This is a genomic window from Shinella yambaruensis (assembly GCF_050859155.1).
GTDB lineage: Bacteria > Pseudomonadota > Alphaproteobacteria > Rhizobiales > Rhizobiaceae > Shinella > Shinella yambaruensis.
The window spans coordinates 127,769-144,424 of sequence record NZ_CP150641.1; the positions used below are offsets into that span (position 1 = coordinate 127,769).

Annotated in this window: 16 protein-coding genes; 14 read left to right on the forward strand and 2 right to left on the reverse strand. The window is 67.5% G+C overall.

The features are described 5' to 3' along the window. Positions 1-28 precede the first annotated feature (28 nt). From WMC41_RS28430 to WMC41_RS28460, 7 genes are all read left to right on the forward strand, one after another. Complete coding sequence (locus tag WMC41_RS28430; protein ID WP_432349803.1) at positions 29-1,384, forward strand: FAD/NAD(P)-binding protein; 1,356 nt, start codon at positions 29-31, stop codon at positions 1,382-1,384. 66 nt (positions 1,385-1,450) lie between these two features. Beyond that, positions 1,451-1,915: an RrF2 family transcriptional regulator gene (locus WMC41_RS28435; RefSeq protein ID WP_432349804.1), complete on the forward strand. Its 465-nt coding sequence runs from the start codon at positions 1,451-1,453 to the stop codon at positions 1,913-1,915. A 69-nt stretch (positions 1,916-1,984) separates the two neighbouring features. After that, positions 1,985-3,298 (forward strand): FAD/NAD(P)-binding protein, encoded by a 1,314-nt coding sequence (locus tag WMC41_RS28440; protein ID WP_432349805.1) that lies wholly within the window; start codon positions 1,985-1,987, stop codon positions 3,296-3,298. Positions 3,299-3,541: 243 nt separating this feature from the next. After that, positions 3,542-4,567 carry a sulfate ABC transporter substrate-binding protein gene (locus WMC41_RS28445; RefSeq protein ID WP_244769109.1) on the forward strand — a complete coding sequence of 342 codons (1,026 nt, stop codon included), beginning with the start codon at positions 3,542-3,544 and terminating at the stop codon, positions 4,565-4,567. Positions 4,568-4,572: 5 nt separating this feature from the next. Then, entirely contained in the window at positions 4,573-5,436 is an 864-nt protein-coding gene (gene cysT, locus WMC41_RS28450; RefSeq protein WP_244769110.1) for a sulfate ABC transporter permease subunit CysT, read from the forward strand. Then, entirely contained in the window at positions 5,426-6,286 is an 861-nt protein-coding gene (gene cysW, locus WMC41_RS28455; RefSeq protein WP_432349806.1) for a sulfate ABC transporter permease subunit CysW, read from the forward strand. Before cysT ends, cysW begins: the two co-directional genes overlap by 11 nt. An 18-nt stretch (positions 6,287-6,304) precedes the next feature. Then, the gene (locus WMC41_RS28460; RefSeq protein ID WP_432349807.1) at positions 6,305-7,357 is read left to right on the forward strand and encodes a sulfate/molybdate ABC transporter ATP-binding protein; all 1,053 of its coding nucleotides are present in this window, start codon (positions 6,305-6,307) and stop codon (positions 7,355-7,357) included. Between the two features lie 39 nt (positions 7,358-7,396). Here WMC41_RS28460 and WMC41_RS28465 read toward each other — a convergent pair whose 3' ends face one another. Then, the gene (locus WMC41_RS28465) at positions 7,397-8,299 is read right to left on the reverse strand and encodes a LysR family transcriptional regulator (protein ID WP_432349808.1); all 903 of its coding nucleotides are present in this window, start codon (positions 8,297-8,299) and stop codon (positions 7,397-7,399) included. Positions 8,300-8,554: 255 nt separating this feature from the next. On the opposite strand from WMC41_RS28465, the gene WMC41_RS28470 reads away from it, so the two are divergent. The 5 genes from WMC41_RS28470 to WMC41_RS28490 are packed head-to-tail and all read left to right on the forward strand — an operon-like array spanning position 8,555 to position 12,815. Beyond that, complete coding sequence (locus tag WMC41_RS28470) at positions 8,555-9,331, forward strand: 5-oxoprolinase subunit PxpA (protein WP_244769113.1); 777 nt, start codon at positions 8,555-8,557, stop codon at positions 9,329-9,331. A gap of 23 nt (positions 9,332-9,354) precedes the next feature. Continuing rightward, positions 9,355-9,597, forward strand: coding sequence for an acetyl-CoA carboxylase (locus WMC41_RS28475; protein ID WP_244769114.1), 243 nt, complete (start codon positions 9,355-9,357; stop codon positions 9,595-9,597). Further along, positions 9,594-10,979, forward strand: a complete 1,386-nt coding sequence (locus WMC41_RS28480) for an acetyl-CoA carboxylase biotin carboxylase subunit (protein WP_432349809.1) — start codon at positions 9,594-9,596, stop codon at positions 10,977-10,979. The genes WMC41_RS28475 and WMC41_RS28480 overlap by 4 nt, the downstream gene beginning before the upstream one ends. Continuing rightward, positions 10,979-11,854 carry a 5-oxoprolinase subunit B family protein gene (locus WMC41_RS28485; RefSeq protein WP_432349810.1) on the forward strand — a complete coding sequence of 292 codons (876 nt, stop codon included), beginning with the start codon at positions 10,979-10,981 and terminating at the stop codon, positions 11,852-11,854. Before WMC41_RS28480 ends, WMC41_RS28485 begins: the two co-directional genes overlap by 1 nt. After that, positions 11,844-12,815 (forward strand): biotin-dependent carboxyltransferase family protein, encoded by a 972-nt coding sequence (locus WMC41_RS28490; RefSeq protein ID WP_432349811.1) that lies wholly within the window; start codon positions 11,844-11,846, stop codon positions 12,813-12,815. Before WMC41_RS28485 ends, WMC41_RS28490 begins: the two co-directional genes overlap by 11 nt. 252 nt (positions 12,816-13,067) lie before the next feature. Here the strand turns inward: WMC41_RS28490 and WMC41_RS28495 are convergent, their stop codons facing one another. Then, entirely contained in the window at positions 13,068-14,078 is a 1,011-nt protein-coding gene (locus WMC41_RS28495; protein WP_272808873.1) for a GntR family transcriptional regulator, read from the reverse strand. 550 nt (positions 14,079-14,628) lie between these two features. Here WMC41_RS28495 and WMC41_RS28500 point away from each other — a divergent pair. Further along, positions 14,629-15,702: an ABC transporter ATP-binding protein gene (locus WMC41_RS28500; RefSeq protein WP_244769118.1), complete on the forward strand. Its 1,074-nt coding sequence runs from the start codon at positions 14,629-14,631 to the stop codon at positions 15,700-15,702. Between the two features lie 45 nt (positions 15,703-15,747). Next, a complete protein-coding gene (locus WMC41_RS28505) occupies positions 15,748-16,653 on the forward strand; it encodes an ABC transporter permease (RefSeq protein WP_064333784.1) in 906 nt (301 codons plus the stop codon). The last annotated feature ends 3 nt before the right edge of the window (positions 16,654-16,656 follow it).

Genomic DNA, 16,656 nt, shown 5'->3' on the forward strand with positions numbered 1-16,656 from the left:
TCGGCACGGTCCTGGCAGGAGGGAGTGCATGACGCTGGAAACGGATGTGGCCATCATCGGCTCGGGCTATTCGGCCGTCGCGCTCGCGCTGAACCTCGTCGACCTGCTGCCCCCCGCAGTGAAGATCAGTCTCATCGGCAAGGCGGCCGCGCAGGGGCGGGGCATCGCCTATGCCACCAAGGCGGAGTGCCATCTCCTCAATGTGCCGGCCGGGCGCATGAGCCTTTTCGCCGACCGGCCGAACCATTTCCTCGCCTGGCTTGCCGCGCAGGGCTATCCCTGGTCGGCCGAGGATTTCGTGCCGCGCCGCATCTACGGCGCCTATGTGCGAGACAGCCTCGACGAGGCAATGAAGCGCACCGGCAACCGCGCCGCGCTCACCCTCGTCGACGCCGAGGCGCTGGGCGCCGCGGCCGGGCAGGATGGCGGGCTGGTCTTCGCGCTTTCCGACGGCGGGCGGCTTTCCGCCCGTGTCTCGGCGCTCTGCACCGGTGCCGGCACGCGCCGCCTGCCGCTGCCGGAGGCGGCGATCCCGGCCGCGGCGCGCCCCTTCGTCGTGGAGGATCCCTGGGCCGACGCCTGGTGGGAGCGCCTGCCGGCGGATGCGGACGTGCTCTTCGTCGGCACGGGCCTCACCACCGTCGACCAGCTGCTGCTGCTGAAGCGCCGCGGCTTCCGCGGCACCATGCATGCCCTGTCGCGGCACGGCCTGCTGCCGCAGCCGCATCTCGCCCGCCGGGCCGATCCGGTGGAGACGGCGCTCGTTCCGGGCGGGGGCGAGGTCAGCGCCATGCTGGCCTCATTGCGCCGGCAGGCCGCGGCCGCGCCGGACTGGCGCGCCGTCATGGACGGCCTGAGGCCGGTCACGCAGGCCCTCTGGCAGGGCTGGAGCGCGGTCCAGCGCCGCCGTTTCCTGCGCCACGCCGCCTCCTTCTGGAATGTCCACCGCCACCGCATGGCGCCGGCCGTCGCCGAGGAGATCGAGGCGCTGCGCCGGTCCGGCCAGCTCGTCATCCACCGCGGCCGGCTGGAGGCGCTGTGTCTCAGGGACGGCCGGCTTGCCGCCGTTCTCAAGGACGGTATGCCGCTGGCGGCCCATCTGGTCGTCAACTGCACCGGCCTCGACCGATGTACGGTCGCCGCCTCGCCGCTTTTGACGAGCCTCGCCGAGCGTGGCCTCGTCCGGCCCGATCCGCACGGCCTCGGCATCCTCGTCAACGACGCGGCGGCGGTGCTTGCCGGCGACGGCGCCCGCACGGCGGGCCTCTACGCCCTCGGCCCGCTCACCGCCGGCCATAGCTGGGAGATCACCGCCGTTCCCGATATCCGTGTCCAGGCGCGCGCGGTCGCGGCGCGCATCAATGCCGAGGTCGCCGCCGGATGAGGAGGCCCTCCGGCGCCCCGAGCGGCGTGCCGGTTCCGCGCCCGCACCGCGTGGCCCGCTGACGCCATGGTCGCGCTGAAATCCAAATATGCCCTGCGTGCCCTCATCGCGCTGGCGCGCGCCGGCCCGGGCGAGACCCTGCAGATCGGCACCATCGCCGCCCGCGAGGCGATCCCGAAGAAGTTCCTCGAACAGATCCTGCTCGACCTCAAGCATGCCGGCCTCGTGGCCAGCCGGCGGGGCCAGCACGGCGGCTATCACCTGCTGCGCGCGCCGGAGGAGATCGCCGTCGGCGAGGTGCTGCGCATCCTGGAAGGCCCCTTCGTGCCGCTCGCCTGCCTTGCCAATGGCGGGCACCGGCGCTGCGCCGATTGCCGCGACGAGCGCCTTTGCGCCGTGCGCCGCGTCTTCGCGAAGGTGGCCGCCGCATCCGGCGAGATCCTCGACGGCACGACGCTGGCGGATGTCCTGTCCGACCCCGCCGAAAGGCCGGACGGCGAGCGGCCGTCAATTATTCTAGTAAAAAGGTAGAAAATTATCGGACGCTACGCTATCATGGCGATCGGGCGTCTCGGATCATCGAGAGGGAAAGGACAGCGCATGTTCTTCGAAAGGGCCGTCAGGGAAGAGGGCGCGCGGCCGGCAGGCCTGCCGGTCATGCGCATCGCTGTCATCGGCGCCGGCCCGTCCGGCCTTGCCACGACCATCGCGCTGATGCGACGGTTCCATCGCCCCTTCGAGGCCTGGCTGATCGATGCCGAGGATGCGCCAGGCGCCTTCGCCGACGGCGCGGCCGGCCGGGCGCTGACGACGGAGCCGGCGCGCGACCTCTCCGTCGTGCCGGATCGCCCGGAGGATTTCTGCGACTGGCTGAAAACGGGCCTGTTCTCGGGCGGTGCCGTCGCGGCGCTGCGCGGGGCGCAGGACCTGCATGTGCCGCGCAGCCTGTTCCGCGATTATGTCATGGCCCGCTTCGCCGAGGCGCTGGCCCTCCGCCGGGACGTGCGCATCCGCACCTTCCGCGGCGCCGTGCGCCATATCGGCCTGCGCGCGGAGGGCCTGCGCATCGGCTTTCGCGATGGGGAATATGCCGACTTCGACCATGTCGTCGTCGCCACCGGATTCGGCATCGCCCAGCGCGAGGCCGCCTCCTGGCGTGCCGCGCGGGCCGCCGCCGAGCGCTTGTCGCAGGCGGAAGCGCCGCCGCCGCTGACGCTGGTCGGCAACGGGCCTCGCCTTGCCGCCATCCTGCTCGACCTTCGGGCGGGCGGTTATGCCGGGGAGATCCGTGTCGCCGCGGCGGCAGGCCGCCTGCCGCAGCCGCATGGCCGCGGCGAGGGCGGCATGACGCTCGGCGTGCCGCCCGCCACCCGGTCCCTGAAGGACGCCTTCCACTATATCCGCAGGGAGTGTAGCGCCGCGGAGGCCCAGGGCGGCGGATGGCAGTCCGTCGTCGATGCCGCCTCCGCCCGCCTTTCCGTCGTCTGGCGCCATCTGCCCCAGGCCGAGCGCAACCACTACCGGCGGCATCTCCTCGGCCTGCACCGGCACTTCTCCATCCGCATCGCGCGCGACATCCACCGCCGCCTCGCCGGCGAGTTCGAGACCGGCCGCACCCGCTTCGTGCCGCCCTGCGATCCGAAATCCTCCGGCGAAAACACCATCGATTGCCGCGAGACGCCGTCTGCCCGCGCGCTGGCCGGCCTGCTCGGCCGCGACGCCGCCGCGCTCACCGTCGACGAGTGCGGCCGTCTCGCCAGCCACGAGGCGGTATTGGGCGGCCTGTCCGTGGTGGGCGCCGTCGCCTCCAGCCTGCGGCCCGGCCCGTTCACCTTCGCCGAAACGGTGCGGCAGGCCTACAGGGCCGTGCTCGATATCCAGACGCAGGGCCTTGCCCGCGTCTCGCAGCGCTGAAGACGTATCTGCCGCGAAAAAAGGTCGGGTGCAGCGGCGGAAACGGCGGTTTTTCGTGGATGCATTTTGCGTGCGAAGTTGGATTAGCGGAATGAAATGTTCGGCTCTTGCGGGTATCCACAGGTTGTCCGTTGCGCGCTTCCGGCCTGTTTGAAACCCGTTTTGCGAGTTGCAGAGGCATTGTTGACTAACTCTACTAATTCACTAGGGTTTGTGTGGGATAGAAATCCAAGGAGGTTGGAGATGTCGATATTGGCCAAAAGGTTCGGGGCTTTGATCGTGGGTGTCGGGCTTGCGCTCGGCGGGGTGACGGGGGCGTTTGCACAAACGACGCTGCTCAACGTTTCCTATGACCCGACGCGCGAGCTCTACAAGGATTACAACGCGGCCTTCGCCAAGCACTGGAAGGCGCAGACCGGCGAGGACGTCACGATCCAGCAGTCGCATGGCGGCTCGGGCAAGCAGGCCCGCGGCGTGATCGACGGCCTGGAAGCCGACGTGGTGACGCTGGCGCTCGAAAGCGACATCAACGCGATCGCCGAGAACACCGACAAGATCCCCAAGGACTGGCGCACCCGCCTGCCGAACAATTCCTCGCCCTACACCTCGACCATCGTCTTCCTGGTGCGCAAGGGCAACCCCAAGGGCATCCAGAACTGGGGCGACTTGGTGAAGGACGACGTGCAGATCGTCACCCCGAACCCGAAGACCTCGGGCGGCGCCCGCTGGAACTACCTTGCGGCCTGGGCCTGGGCGAACGAGGAATTTGCCGGCGACCAGGACAAGATCAAGGCGTATATCGCCGAGCTCTTCAAGCGCGCGCCGGTGCTCGACACGGGTGCACGCGGCTCGCTCACCACCTTCGCGCAGCGCCAGATCGGCGACGTGCTGCTTGCCTGGGAGAACGAGGCCTATCTCGCGGGCGCCGAGTTCGGCGCGGATTCCTTCGACATCGTCTGGCCGCCGATCTCGATCCTCGCCGAGCCGCCGGTCACCGTCGTCGACGGCAATGTCGACGCCAAGGGCACCCGCAAGCAGGCGGAAGCCTATCTGGAATACCTCTATTCGGACGAGGGCCAGAACATCGCGGCCAAGCACTACTATCGCCCGTCCAAGCGCGATGTGGTGGCACCCGAGTTGCTCAAGCAGCTTCCCGACATTAAGCTGGTCACCATCGACGACCCGATCTTCGGCGGCTGGGTGAAGGCACAGCCCGAGCATTTCGGTGACGGCGGCGTCTTCGACCAGATCTACAAGCCGGGGAACTAACAGTTTTGACGACTTCTGCTGCTGCTTCCGGGCGGTGGCGACTGAGACAACCGAGCGTCATTCCAGGATTCGGACTGACGCTCGGTTTTTCGCTCGCCTATCTGACCCTCATCATCCTCATCCCGCTCGCCGGCCTCGTCTGGCGTTCGGCCGGGCTATCGGGCGCGGAATTCCTCGCCATCCTCTCGGACCAGCGCACCCTCAATGCGCTGAAGGTCTCCTTCGGCACGGCCTTCATCGCCGCGCTCGTCAATGTCGTCTTCGGCGTCATCGTCGCCTGGGTCATCGTGCGCTACGAGTTCCCCGGCCGGCGCATCGTCGATGCCATCGTCGACCTGCCCTTCGCGCTGCCGACGGCCGTCGCGGGCATCTCGCTCGCCGCGCTCTATGCGCCGAACGGCTGGATCGGCCAGATTCTCAACCTCTTCGGCATCAAGGCGGCCTTCAACCCGACCGGCATCGTCATCGCGCTCGTCTTCATCGGCCTGCCCTTCGTGGTGCGCACGGTGCAGCCGATCATGGAGGAGATCGACCGCGAGGTGGAGGAGGCGGCCGCGACGCTCGGCGCAGGCCGCTTCCAGACCATTTCCCGGATCCTGCTGCCGGGCCTCTCCCCGGCGATCCTGACGGGATTCGCGCTCGCCTTCGCCCGCGGCGTCGGCGAATACGGCTCGGTCATCTTCATCGCGGGCAACATTCCCTACGTCTCGGAAATCGCGCCGCTGCTCATCGTCATCCGCCTGGAAGAGTTCAACTATGGCGCGGCGGCGGCGATCGCCACCATCATGCTGGGGCTGTCCTTCGCCATGCTGCTGTTCATCAACCTCGTCCAGGCCTGGAACCGCCGGAGGTACGGCCATGGCGCATAAGTCCTTTCGCCTGCGCTCCCCGACGACGGAGGCGCCGCTCGCACGCTATACGCTGATGGCGGTCGCCTTCCTCTTCCTGGCGCTCTTCCTCATCCTGCCGCTCGTCGCCGTCTTCATCGAGGCCTTCCGCAGGGGCGCGGGCGAGTTCTTCGCCTCGCTCGACGATCCCGATACGCTGGCCGCGATCCGCCTGACGCTCACGGTCGCCGGCATCGCCGTGCCGCTCAACCTCGTCTTCGGCGTGGCGGCGGCCTGGGCCATCGCCAAGTTCGAGTTCAAGGGCAAGGCGTTCCTGACGACGCTGATCGACCTGCCGTTCTCCGTCTCGCCGGTGATTTCAGGCCTTGTCTACGTGCTGCTCTTCGGCGCCGGCAGCGCGCTCGGGCCCTGGCTCAAGAGCCACGGCATCGAGATCCTGTTCGCCGTGCCGGGCATCGTGCTCGCCACCGTCTTCGTCACCTTCCCCTTCGTCGCGCGCGAGCTGATCCCGCTGATGCAGGAGCAGGGCACGGGCGACGAGGAGGCGGCCCTGTCGCTCGGCGCCTCCGGCTGGCAGACCTTCTGGTACGTGACGCTGCCCAACATCAAGTGGGGCCTGCTCTACGGCGTGCTGCTCTGCAACGCGCGCGCCATGGGCGAGTTCGGCGCGGTCTCGGTGGTCTCGGGCCATATCCGCGGCCTCACCAACACGATGCCGCTGCATGTGGAGATCCTCTACAACGAGTACAACTTCGTCGCTGCCTTCGCGGTGGCCTCGCTTCTCGCCGCGCTCGCCCTCGTCACGCTCATCGTCAAGACGGTGCTCGAACTTCACTACGGCGCGGAAATCGCCGCCGGCCGCAAGCATTGACCTGAAAGGCACGCCCGTATGGACGTCAGTGTAAAAAACATCCGCAAGGAATTCGACCGATACCCGGCGCTCAACGATGTCTCGCTCGACATCCGCTCCGGCGAGCTGATCGCGCTCCTCGGCCCCTCCGGCTCCGGCAAGACGACGCTCCTGCGCCTCATCGCCGGCCTGGAGCAGCCGACCCTCGGGAAGATCTATTTCGGCGCCGAGGACGCCTCGCACCGGACGGTGCAGGAACGCCATGTCGGCTTCGTCTTCCAGCATTACGCGCTCTTCCGCCACATGACCGTCGCCGACAACATCGCCTTCGGCCTCACGGTGCGCCCGCGCGGCGAGCGGCCGGACAGGGCGGAGATCCGCCGCCGCGTCGGCGAACTCCTGGAGATGGTGCAGCTCTCCGGCCTCGAGAAGCGCTATCCGAACCAGCTCTCCGGCGGCCAGCGCCAGCGCGTCGCGCTCGCCCGCGCCATGGCGATCGAGCCGAAGGTGCTGCTGCTCGACGAGCCCTTCGGCGCGCTCGATGCCAAGGTGCGCAAGGAACTGCGCCGCTGGCTGCGCGAGTTCCATGACCGCACGGGCCACACCACCGTCTTCGTCACCCATGACCAGGAGGAGGCGCTGGAACTTGCCGACCGCGTGGTGGTGATGAGCCAGGGCGCGATCGAGCAGGTCGGCTCCTCGGACGATGTCTACGACCGCCCGAACTCGCCCTTCGTCTTCTCCTTCATCGGCGATAGCGCCAGCCTGCCGATCCGCGTGGCCGATGGCGCGGTCCACTTCCAGGATACGCCGCTCGGCATCACCCCGCGCGCCAGCGACATCGCGTCCGGCGCCGGCACGCTGTTCTTCCGCCCGCAGGATGTGGTCCTCATCGAGGATCCCGCCGCGCCGGCGCTCGAAGGCCGCGTCGCCACCTCGCGCCGCCTCGCCGGCACCCGCATCGCCGACCTCGACATCGGCAGGCCCGGCGCGCCGCACCATGTCGAGATCGAGGTGCCGCTGGAGGCGACCGCCGCGACCGGCACAGCGATCCGCTTCCGCCCGACGCGCTGGAAGACCTTCGCGGAATAGAGGCCGCTCGGCGGCCATGGCGATGCCCGTAAGGGCCGCTCACCGTTCCGGCAGGTGGAAGGCCTGCTGGAAATAGGAGCGGAAGGCGAGCATGGGCGGGGAAAGCTCTATGTTACGCCGCCAGGCGAGGCCGACATCCATGGCGGGCACGGCATCGCTGATATTGACCGTCTCGATGCGCCGGCCCTCCAGCGACCAGGGCCGGTGCACCATGTCAGAGAGGATCGCCACGCCCTGGCCGTTGGCGACGAGCGAGCGCACCGCCTCCACCGAGGAGGTGCGCAGGATGACGCGGGGCTGGTAGGGCGTCGTACTCCAGTATTTGAGGGCGGAATGCGCCGCCTCATCCACCGTCAGCATGATGTAGGGTTCCTCCGCGATCTCCTTCAGCCCCACCGTCTCGGCCTGCAGCAGCGGATGCTGCGCCGGCAGCCAGAGGCGGCGCGTCGAGCTCAGCACCTTCTCCGTCACCAGCGCGGGGTTGAGGATGTTGGAGGTGAGCAGCACCGACATGTCGTAGCGGTTGCTCAAAAGCCCCTCCTCGATCGACTCGCGATTGAGCTCGAAGAGCTGGATGTCGAGCTTCGGGAAGAGGCGCCGCAGCCGCTCGATATGCAGCGGCAGGAAATAGCCGATGACCGTATAGGTCGCCGCGACCGTCAGCGTGCCCTCGATCTCGCTGCTGACGGCATTGAGGTGCACCGCCTCGTCGACCTTCTTCAGGATCTCGTAGGCATGCGACAGGAACTGCCGGCCGGCCGGCGTCAGGTCCATGCCGTGCGGCGTGCGCAGGAACAGGCCGACGCCCACCGTGCGCTCCAGCTCCTTGATCGCCGTCGTCACCGCGGACTGCGAGATCGACAGGTCGACGGCGGCCTGCGAGATCTGCCCGAGCTCGGCCGTCGCGACAAAGTAGCGGATCTGTCTGAGGCTGATCGTCAAGGCTGTGCCATCCCTTCTGATTTATTGCGGCAAGGTATCGGAAAATCAGAAGGAGCGATATCGAAATGGGCATGACGTCGCGCCATTGCGGGCATTCCGCGCATATCCATTTGATTTCCCATATTTTTGCGCCGCAACAAAAAGAGGCATCATGTTCTGATTTTCAGAATTCATATATGGAAAAATAGAATTTTTCAAAAGGCGGAAAACGACCTAGCGTTTCCCCGTCGGGAAAAGCAGGCGAGGGAAGAGACAGTGCGCGAGGTCGTCGACATCAATTGCGACATGGGCGAGGCCTTCGGCCGCTGGCGCGTCGGCGACACCGACGATGCCTCCCTGATGCCGCTGATCAGCTCGGCCAATATCGCGGCCGGTTTCCACGCCGGCGACCCGAACCTGATGGACCAGACCGTGCGGCTTGCCGCCGAACACGGCGTCGGCATCGGTGCCCATCCGGGCTACAACGACCTGCAGGGTTTTGGCCGCCGCAAGATCGCCGGCACCGCCCGGGAACTCGTCAACGACATCATCTACCAGGTCGGCGCCATCCGGGAATTCGCCCATCGCCACGGCGTGCGCCTGCAGCACGTCAAGCCGCATGGCGCGCTCTACATGGAGATGGCCGCCAATCCGGAACTGTCGCGGATCTTCGTGCAGTACATGCGCACCGTCGAGCCGAATGCCTACATCTTCTGCATGGGCGGCTCGGCCACCTGGCGCGCGGCCGGGGAGGCCGGCCAGCCGGTCGTGCGCGAATTCTATGCCGACCGGGACTATGACGACAGCGGCTCCATCGTCTTTACCCGCGATGCCGGCCGGCCCGATCCGGCGGCGATCGCCCGCAAGGTCCTGCGCGCCTGCAAGGAGGGCAAGGTCAGGACGGTGACGGGAAACGACATCGCCATCGACTTCGAGTCCATCTGCTTCCATTCCGACACGCTCGGCGCCTTCGACATCGTGCGCCAGATGCGCGAGGCGCTGGTGGGGGCGGGCATTCGCATTGCGCCGGTCTCGGACGTGGCCGGGCGCTGACGTCATAAAGTGGAGAGAGAACCATGAGCAAGATCGAGATCAGATCGCCCCTGCCGGGCACCTTCTACCGGGCATCCTCGCCGGACGTCCCGCCGTTCAAGGCGGATGGCGACGCCGTGGCGAGCGGCGATGCGATCGGGCTCATCGAGGTGATGAAGACCTTCCAGGAAGTGCCGGCCGGCGTCGAGGGCAGGAACATCACCTTCCTCGTCGACAACGAGGAGCCCGTCATGGCGGGCCAGGTCATCGCCGAGGTGGAGGCATGACCATCCGCTCGATCCTCGTTGCCAACCGCGGCGAGATCGCGGTGCGCATCATCCGGGCGGCCAGGGCGCTCGGCATCCGCACCGTGCAGGTTCACAGCGCGGCGGATGCCGACATGCTGGCGGTCAAGCTCGCGGACGCCGCCGTCGACATCGGCTCGCCGGCGCCGAAGAAGTCCTATCTCAACATAGCGGCGGTGGTGGACGCGGCGAAGGCCGCCGGCGTCGATGCGGTGCATCCCGGCTACGGCTTCCTCTCGGAAAATGCCGATTTCGCCGATGCCGTCGAGGCGGCGGGCATGGTCTTCATCGGCCCGAAGGGCGACGCGATCCGCCTGCTCGGCGACAAGGTCGCGGCGCGGGAAGTCGCGGCGAAGGCCGGCGTGCCGACGGTGCCGGGCAGCGCAGGGCGCCTTTCGACGATCGAGGAAGCGCGGGCCGTGGCGGAAAGAACCGGCTTTCCGATCATGATCAAGGCGGCGGCAGGCGGCGGCGGCCGCGGCATCCGCATCGCGGCCGACCTTGCCGACCTGGAGCGCCATTTCCCGCAGGCCTCCGCCGAGGCGCTCGCCGCCTTCGGCGATGGCGGCCTCTATCTGGAGAAGGTCATCACCCGGGCGCGCCATGTCGAGGTGCAGATCCTCGGCGACGGGCAGGACTTCATCCATTGCTTCGAGCGGGAATGCTCGCTGCAGCGCCGCCGCCAGAAGGTTTGGGAGGAGGCGCCGTCCTTCCTGCTGCCGGCGGATGTGCGGGCGCGGCTTTGCGACAGTGCCGTGGCGCTTGCCCGCGCGGTCGGCTATCGCGGCGCCGGCACGGTGGAATATCTCTATGACGAGGCGACGCGGGAATTCTACTTCATCGAGGTGAACACCCGCATCCAGGTCGAACATCCGGTGACGGAGATGATCACGGGCATCGACCTCGTCGAGGAGATGATCCGCATCGCCGGCGGCGCGCCGCTGTCGATCCGCCAAGCGCATGTCGCGGCCGAGGGCCACGCCATCGAATGCCGCATCAATGCGGAAGACCCTGCCAGGGGGTTCATGCCCGCGCCGGGAACGATCACGAAGCTCGTCGTGCCTGAGGGCGAGGGCATCCGCTTCGATACGATGCTCTACGAGGGCTACACGATCCCGCCCTTCTACGATTCGCTCGTCGGCAAGCTCGTCGTCTGGGCCGAGACGCGCGAGGCTTGCCTCGCACGGCTGAAGGGTGCGCTGGAGGGGCTGGCGATCGAGGGCATCCCGACGACGATCCCGCTGCATCTGGCGCTCGCCGCGGACGACAGCGTCCGGCGCGGGGCCTTCGACACCCGCTTCCTCGAACACTGGCTTGAAACCGAATTCGCCGCAAGGGCCGGCGCGACTGCGGAGGTTGCCTGATGAGCATCCGATACACATTTGGCGGCGACGAGCACCTCTTCGTCGAATGCAGCGAGGAGATGTCGCTCGAAGCCTTCTTCAAGAGCCTTTCCATGGCGAAGGGCGTGCGCGAGAGCGGCATCAGGGGCGTGACGGAGATCTGCCCGGCCAACGCCTCCTTTCAGGTGAAGTTCGATCCCGACCTCATCCATCCCGACGACATCCTGCGGGAAGTGAAGGCGATCGAGGGCGCGGCGGAAAAGGCCGAGCCCGTGCTGAAGACCCGCATCGTCGAGATCCCCGTCTTCTACAACGATCCCTGGACGCACGAGACGCTGATGCGCTTTCGCGAGCGCCACCAGGAGCCGTCGGGCACCGACCTCGACTATGCCGCGCGCATCAACGGCTACGGCTCGGTCGAGGATTTCGTCGGCGCGCATTCCGGCTCGCCCTGGTTCGTCTCCATGGTCGGCTTCGTCGCGGGCCTGCCGTTCATGTACCAGATGGTCGAGCGAAAGCGGCAGATCCAGGTGCCGAAATACCTGCGGCCGCGCACGGACACGCCGAGGCTGACGGTCGGCCATGGCGGCTGCTTCGGCTGCATCTATTCGGTGCGCGGGGCGGGCGGCTACCAGATGTTCGGCATCACGCCCATGCCGATCTTCGACCCAGCGCAGACGACCAGTTATCTCCGCGATTTCATGGTCTTCTTCCGCCCCGGCGACATCGTCAAGTTCAAGCCGATCGATCGCGACGCCTATGACCAGGCGGTGGAGGATGTCGACCGGGGCCGTTTCGCCCCGCCCATCCGCGAGGTGCGCTTCGACCTCCGGGACTTCCAGAAGGATATCGACGGCACCAACGCCAAGCTGGAGGGCATGCTCCATGGCCATTAAGGTTCTCCACCACGGTCTTGCGACCACCGTCCAGGATCTCGGCCGGCCCGGCTATTTCCACCTCGGCATCCCCGTCGGCGGGGCGATGGACCGTTTCGCCATGCGCGCGGCGAATTTGCTGGTCGGCAATGACGAGGGCGCGGCGGGGCTCGAGGCCGTCTTCATCGGCCCCAAGCTGGAATTCACCGAGGATGCGCTGGTCGCCGTCACCGGTGCCGACATGCCGGCCAAGGTGGACGGTGTTGTCCAGCCCGGCTGGACGGCCTTCAAGGTGAAGGCGGGCCAGACGCTGACCTTCGACTTCCTGAAGTCCGGCGCGCGCATCTTGATCGCGGTCTCCGGCGGCATCGATGTGCCGGAAGCGCTCGGCAGCCGCTCGACCTATCCGATCGGCGCGCTCGGCGGCTACAAGGGCCGCCCGCTTGCCGCGGGCGACGAATTGCCGGTCGGGAAGGCAAGCCTTTCCAGCGAGGGAAGAACGGTGCCCGAGGCGCTGCGCCGCACGCCGGGCCTGCCGGCGGCGCTGCGCGTCGTGCCGGGCCTCTACTGGCATCGCCTGACCGAGGCGTCGCAGGAGAACTTCTTCGCCGACGAATGGAAGGTGGCGAACGAGGCCGACCGCATGGGCTATCGCTTCAAGGGCGGGCGCAAGCTGGATTTCGTCGCGCGCGACCAGCCCTTCGGGGCAGGCTCCGATCCGTCGAACATCGTCGACAGCTGCTATCCCTATGGCTCGATCCAGGTGCCCGGCGGCACGGAGCCGATCATCCTGCACCGCGACGCCGTCTCCGGCGGTGGCTATTTCATGGTCGGCACGGTCATCTCCGCCGACATGGACCTGATCGGCCAGCTCCAGCCCCACACGCCGACCCGTTTCGTCAAGGTGACGATGGAGGAGGCGCTGGCGGCGCGGAAGGCCCGGCAGGCGAGCCTCGCGCAGCTGCGCGAAGCGCTGGCTTAGGGGGAGGGGGCATTGTCCGCGGAGCGACGGCGGCTTTGGGTGCACCCCCCTCTGGCCTGCCGGCCATCTCCCCCACAAGGAGGGAGATCGGCCGGGGGCAAGACCCTTGCTCCATCGGCGACGTTGGAGATGGGCGAAACGGTGCTCCATCCGATCTCCCCCCTTGTGGGGGAGATGGCCGGCAGGCCAGAGGGGGGTATGCACTACGGCCCGGCCTGCCCGAAGTCGGGCGATGCGCGGCACTCTTCCCGCTCAATCCAGCACGGGCGTCAGATACGCTGCCGTGACGCCCGGCCCGGGGATGATCGCGACGATCTTCATCTGGGCGATGGTGCGGTTCAGCGAGGCCTCCAGATGGGTCTCCATCATCGAGACGGCCGCCTCCGTCGCCCCGCGCAGCAGAAGCTCGCCGACCAGCCGCAGCTCCGTGATGATCGCGGGATCGCCCGGCAGGCCGAGGCGGCGCAGCAGCCGATCGGTGGCCGTGACGGGCAGGAGGTTGTTGCGCACGAGATCCTTCAGCCGCTCGTTCGGCGCGGCGAGCACGCAGCATTCGATGAATTCGGTCTGGATCGCCTCGCTTTCGCGCAGGGAGCCGGCGGCGCTCGCCTCCTCGGCGGCGCGCAGGCGCTTCAGCAGCGTCTCCAGCCGCGCCTGGTTGACGGCCCGCGCGCCAAGGCGGATCGCCGGCGGCTCCAGCATGGTGCGCAGCACGAAATGGTCCTTCACCGTCTGGGCGGTGAGCGGCCCGGCGATCCAGTGCGAGCTCTGGTTCTTGCGCACGAGCCCCCGCTCGCGCAGGCGCGTCAGCACGTCGCGCACCACGGTGCGGCTGACGTTGAAATGGGTGGCGAGCTCCATCTCGATGATGCGGTAGCGGCCGAACACCACGCAGCCGGCGACGTCCGCCTCGACCTGGTTGTAGATGCGCTCCCAGGAGGAGCGGCTTTGCAGCGCCTCGTCCGCATGGCGCGGCACGATGAGCCCGAGCGCCTTGATGTCCGTGCGGTTCGGCTCGATGCCGGCGCCCGGCGGGCCGACCAGGAAGCCGCGGCCGGAAAAGCGGTGCACCAGCCCCTCCGCCTCCAGCGCCTGCAGCGCCCTTTGCACCGGCGCGCGCGAGGTCTGCAGGATGTCGGCGATCGGGCCTTCCAGGAGCACCAGGCCGGGCGGCAGCGTGCCCGCCTCGATATTGCTGCGCAGCACGTCCTCGGCGATCGCATAGCGCCGCTGGGTGCCGGTGGCTGCCTGCTCGTCCTTCATGGGTCCCTGATCCGTCGGCCTCGTGGAGGGCAGCACTCTGCCGCATTCTCCGCCGCAAGGAAAGGATGGCATAAATGATTATTGAATACAAAATTTGAAGATAGCTTCGACGATTCTTCGAGCGTGAAAGAGGAAGGCGCGCTATCGCTGGTCGCGCCGCCATGGCGGTCCGGCCGCCGAATTTATTGGCGAAAGCGGTGAATTTTGCGCGTAATGCGCGGAAATTCGCCAGAAGACGTGGGAAGTCCTGGTGCGAAGACGACGTCTCCGCGGCCGGAAATTCATGAGCAAAAGGCCGGCGTGGCCCCGCGATAGAAATTTCTAAAAAGTCTATTGAATACAAAAATCATTTATGCCATGGTTTTGACAACAAGACGCCCGGAAGAGGCGTCGGCAGTGGAACAAAACGAAATGCTCAGGATCGACGCTGCGCCGCGCATCTGACCGATGCGCGAACGGGAGCCTCTTGCCCTCTCCGAAGGCCTCTTCGCGCCCGGGGGTGCGGAGCCCCGTGCGCCGAGGGTCCTGGCCGGAACTGGTGGGAACGAAGGTGTCAGCCGTCCTCCAATTGAAGAATGTGCACAAGGCCTTTGCCGGCGTGCCGGCGCTTGCGGGCGTCGATGCGGCGCTCATGGACAATTCCTATGTCTCGCTGCTCGGGCCGTCGGGCTCGGGCAAGACGACGCTGCTGCGCGTCATCGCCGGCTTCGAGCAGCCGGACGGCGGGGAGATCCTCTTTGCCGGCAGGCGCATCGACGGCGTGCCGCCGCATGAGCGCGGCATCGGCTTCGTCTTCCAGAATTTCGCGCTCTTTCCGCATCTGAGCGTCGCGCAGAACATCGCCTTCGGCCTCGAGAACCGCGCCGTCGCCCCGGTGACGGACGCGAAGGCCGTCGCCGCCCGGGTGCGCGACATGATCGGCCTCGTCGGGCTCACGGGCCTCGAAGACCGCGCGGTCACGCAGATCTCCGGCGGCCAGAAGCAGCGCGTGGCACTCGCCCGCACGCTGGTGACGGAGCCGAGCATGGTGCTGCTCGACGAGCCGCTCGGCGCGCTCGACGCCAACCTGCGCACGCGCATGCGCGGGGAGCTCCGCACCATCCGCGAGCGCTGCGGCGTCACCTTCCTCCACGTCACCGGCTCGGAGAGCGAGGCGCTCGCCATGGGCGACACCGTGCTGGTGCTCGACCGCGGCCGCATCGCGCAAGCGACGGATGCCGGCACGCTCTACAGTCGCCCGGCCTCCGCCGACGTCGCGCGTTTCCTCAATTGCTACAACATCTTTTCCGGCGCGGTCTCGGGCGATGTCTTCGAGAGCCCCGTCGGCCGCCTGGCGCTCGGCGGGGTGCGCCAGGCATCCGGCAGGCCGGCCTACGCCATCCGCTACGACCGTGTTGCGATCCGCCCGAGGGATGCGGCGGCCGCTGGCGACGAGGTGCGCATCGAGGCGAGCTTCGTCGCCAGCGAGTATTCCGGCGCGGCGATCAACTCCTTCTTCACGCTCGACGACGGCCGCGTCTTCGAGGTGGAGACGCATCTCAGCCATGCCGCGCCCGAGGCCTTCGAGGAGAAGGCCCGCTACGCCCTCGTCTGGAAACGGGAGGACGCCCTTGTCTTCGTTTGAGAACCCCGTCGCCGGTCCTGCCCCTGTCCACCCGGAGAATGAGAGATGACGATGGCCGCCACCAGCCATGACACGCCCGTCGAAACGGCGGCGCCTTCCACCCGCAGGCAGCCGGACCGCACCTATTGGCTGCTCGCCCCCGGCGTCCTGTGGATGCTGCTCTTCCTCGTCGCGCCCATCCTGATGATGGTCTACGTCTCCTTCTGGACGCAGACCACCTTCAAGATCGAGCCGACGCTGACGCTGAAGAGCTGGATCACCTTCTTCTCCTCCGACACCTATCTCGGCGCGCTCTGGACGACGGTCCGCATCTGGCTGATCGTGCTCGTCTCCACCCTCCTCGTCGGTTATCCGGCGGCGCTCTTCGTCGGGCTCTTCGTCAAGAACAAGACGCTCTCGACGGCACTCCTGGTGCTCTGCGTCATCCCGTTCTGGACCTCCTTCCTCATCCGCGTGCTCGCCTGGCGGCCGATGCTCGGCAAGGAGGGCGCGATCAACATGATCCTGATGAAGCTCGGCATCGTCACCCAGCCGATCGAGGTGCTGCTGTTCTCCGAGCTCTCCGTCATCATCGGCATGACGCAGATCTACTGCGTCTTCATGGTCGGGCCGATCGCCTTCATGCTCGGCCGCATCGACCCTTCCGTCATCGAGGCGGCGCAGGATCTCGGGGCGAGCTTCTGGCGGATTTTCAGAACCATCATCCTGCCGCTCTCCATGCCGGGCGTGGTGGTGGGCGCGATCTTCGTCTCCGTGATGGTGCTCGGCGAGTTCGCCACCTCGGCCGCGCTTTCCGGCCGCAAGGTCAACCTCCTCGGCAACATCATCGTCACCCAGGTGGGGTCGCTGAAATGGGCCTTCGCCGCGGTTGCCGGGGTGGTGCTGACCATCCTGATGGGCGCGGTCGTCGCCGCGCTGCTCCGGGTCGTCGATCTCAGGAAGGAGCTCTGAGCC

What these genes read in the sequence shown, in the direction of transcription:
- WMC41_RS28505 (WP_064333784.1), top strand. Translation starts at nt 15,748, where the DNA reads ATGACGATGGCCGCCACCAGCCATGACACGCCCGTCGAAACGGCGGCG.
- cysW (WP_432349806.1), top strand. Translation starts at nt 5,426, where the DNA reads ATGGCGCATAAGTCCTTTCGCCTGCGCTCCCCGACGACGGAGGCGCCG.
- WMC41_RS28480 (WP_432349809.1), top strand. Translation starts at nt 9,594, where the DNA reads ATGACCATCCGCTCGATCCTCGTTGCCAACCGCGGCGAGATCGCGGTG.
- WMC41_RS28430 (WP_432349803.1), top strand. Translation starts at nt 29, where the DNA reads ATGACGCTGGAAACGGATGTGGCCATCATCGGCTCGGGCTATTCGGCC.
- WMC41_RS28495 (WP_272808873.1), bottom strand. Translation starts at nt 14,078, where the DNA reads ATGAAGGACGAGCAGGCAGCCACCGGCACCCAGCGGCGCTATGCGATC.
- WMC41_RS28445 (WP_244769109.1), top strand. Translation starts at nt 3,542, where the DNA reads ATGTCGATATTGGCCAAAAGGTTCGGGGCTTTGATCGTGGGTGTCGGG.
- WMC41_RS28460 (WP_432349807.1), top strand. Translation starts at nt 6,305, where the DNA reads ATGGACGTCAGTGTAAAAAACATCCGCAAGGAATTCGACCGATACCCG.
- WMC41_RS28440 (WP_432349805.1), top strand. Translation starts at nt 1,985, where the DNA reads ATGTTCTTCGAAAGGGCCGTCAGGGAAGAGGGCGCGCGGCCGGCAGGC.
- WMC41_RS28485 (WP_432349810.1), top strand. Translation starts at nt 10,979, where the DNA reads ATGAGCATCCGATACACATTTGGCGGCGACGAGCACCTCTTCGTCGAA.
- WMC41_RS28435 (WP_432349804.1), top strand. Translation starts at nt 1,451, where the DNA reads ATGGTCGCGCTGAAATCCAAATATGCCCTGCGTGCCCTCATCGCGCTG.
- WMC41_RS28490 (WP_432349811.1), top strand. Translation starts at nt 11,844, where the DNA reads ATGGCCATTAAGGTTCTCCACCACGGTCTTGCGACCACCGTCCAGGAT.
- WMC41_RS28475 (WP_244769114.1), top strand. Translation starts at nt 9,355, where the DNA reads ATGAGCAAGATCGAGATCAGATCGCCCCTGCCGGGCACCTTCTACCGG.